This is a genomic window from Nonomuraea longispora, assembly GCF_004348345.1.
Taxonomy (GTDB): domain Bacteria; phylum Actinomycetota; class Actinomycetes; order Streptosporangiales; family Streptosporangiaceae; genus Nonomuraea; species Nonomuraea longispora.
Window position 1 is genome coordinate 1 of sequence record NZ_SMJZ01000409.1, and the last position, 1,862, is coordinate 1,862.

At 61.2% G+C, this 1,862-nt stretch carries 3 protein-coding genes; 2 read left to right on the forward strand and 1 reads right to left on the reverse strand.

Annotated features, from left to right (window positions below; all coding sequences use genetic code 11):
- Positions 1-256: SAM-dependent methyltransferase (locus E1267_RS47575; protein WP_181957936.1), on the reverse strand; the 256-nt coding region annotated here is incomplete at its 3' end.
- A 155-nt stretch (positions 257-411) separates the two neighbouring features.
- Between E1267_RS47575 and E1267_RS43570 the strand changes: the two genes are divergently transcribed.
- Positions 412-1,152, forward strand: coding sequence for a helix-turn-helix transcriptional regulator (locus tag E1267_RS43570; protein ID WP_220449964.1), 741 nt, complete (start codon positions 412-414; stop codon positions 1,150-1,152).
- The gene (locus E1267_RS43575) at positions 1,149-1,640 is read left to right on the forward strand and encodes an NUDIX domain-containing protein (RefSeq protein WP_246064739.1); all 492 of its coding nucleotides are present in this window, start codon (positions 1,149-1,151) and stop codon (positions 1,638-1,640) included. The genes E1267_RS43570 and E1267_RS43575 overlap by 4 nt, the downstream gene beginning before the upstream one ends.
- The last annotated feature ends 222 nt before the right edge of the window (positions 1,641-1,862 follow it).

Genomic DNA, 1,862 nt, shown 5'->3' on the forward strand with positions numbered 1-1,862 from the left:
CCATGGCAGCCGCTTCACGATCTACCTCGTAGAAGTCCTTACCACCCAGCCAGAAGTCATACATACGCGCCACATTCGGCACCGCCGCGCCAACGGGCGGACTGCCTGTCGGGAACCTGCGCCGATGACCCAGAAGATCCGCATCCACCGACACCGCCTGTTCCCCATGTGAGGCGTTGCGCTCCGCATCCGGCTGCCTTTTGGCAGGAGTCGTCGGCCGACTCCCGTTTCCACCTTCTACACGTGCCGAGTCCATCGTGACCCTCCACAGACGCCCGGCCGGGCTGACCAGGGGTGTTCAACGAGGATCCAATGGAAGGCTCGGACAGCGCGCTGACACCCCCGGACATCTGAGGACATCTTCTGGCCAACTAGAATCCATAGCTTGTCCCAAGGCGGGATAGTGGAGCCATGGTGAATGAACGCCTTCGCCGCACCATGCTCCGTGCAGGGCTGGACGTTGAACAGCTAGCCGATGTGGCTCAGGTCAGCGTAAAAAGCGTCGGCCGGTGGCTCCAAGGAACTTCCGTGCCTTACCCGAAGACCCGCTACAAAGTTGCTGCCATTCTGGAGGAAGACGAGTCTTACCTCTGGCCCGACGCTGTCGATAAGGCTGCCCTGGTGGGAGCTGAACTCGTCGCTAGCTACCCGCGCCGGGCTGACGTACCACGTCATCAGTGGACGGAAGCCCTCAGAACGGCCAACCGGAATATCGACCTCCTCGCGTTCGCTGGCTTGTTCTTGACTGAAGAACACCCCGACTGGATTCCAACCCTCATCGCCAAGGCCGAGGCGGGTGCCAGGGTTCGGTTACTTCTAGGGGATCCGCACGGCAAGCAACTCGAAGCGCGTGACGCCGAGCACCAGATCGGTGGAGGGGTCGCAGGCCGCGTCGCAGCGGTACTGAGCTACTACACCCAGCGCATGCCGCTTGCCGTCCAGATCCGGCTTCATGACACGCCGCTATACAACAGCATCTACCGGTTTGATGACGAGATGCTGGTCAATGTCCATGTCTACGGCATTCTTGCCGCTTACACGCCTACACTCCACCTCCGCAGGGTCGATGGAGCATGGTTCAACACCTACCTGGAGTCATTCGAGCGCGTGTGGGCGTCCGCCCGCGTGCTAATGCGAGGGGGCACAGAGTGACGAAGACACGGCGAATCGACTACTGGCGTGACCCAGCCGCGCCCAAACCGACCAGCCGAAAGGCATCGGCGAGCGTGTTCGTCGTCAATGGTGACGGCAACCTCTTGCTTCTCCGCCGCACGGACAACGATCTATGGACCATTCCAACCGGTGGGGTCAAGAAGGGTGAGACGGTTGCTCAGGCTGGAACTCGCGAATGCCGAGAAGAGACGGGCATTGAGGTCGAAGTAACGGGCCTAGTGGGAGTCTTCTCAACCCCTGACCATGTGATCGTCTACATGCATGGCGACAAGATCGATGAAGTACGTCAGCCAATCAATGTCTGCCTACGTGCACGAGTGCTAGGCGGCGCACTACAGGCTGACCCCAAAGAATCGCGTGAGGTCCGCTGGGTGAAGCCATCTGACCTCGACAGCTACGCCATCCAACCAGCAATCCGGCACCGCATCGATTGTGGCTTGGAATGCGTGGACCCATACATCGAGTGAAGGACGGATCCCTAGCCAGGCGTTCCAAGAGCACGAGCAACAGGCCGCTTGGGAAACCGCTCGGGTTGCCCGCCGCACTGCGTGCCTACGGCCCGCTGGGCTCACCGTAGACCTGCATCGGCTAAGCGCCGCACGGCACGGCGGGGGCTACCCGAGGGGTTTCGGAGCCAACTTCATGGGGACCCCTCCAAGATCGCAAAAGGGGGGCGGGGAGGGAAGTAC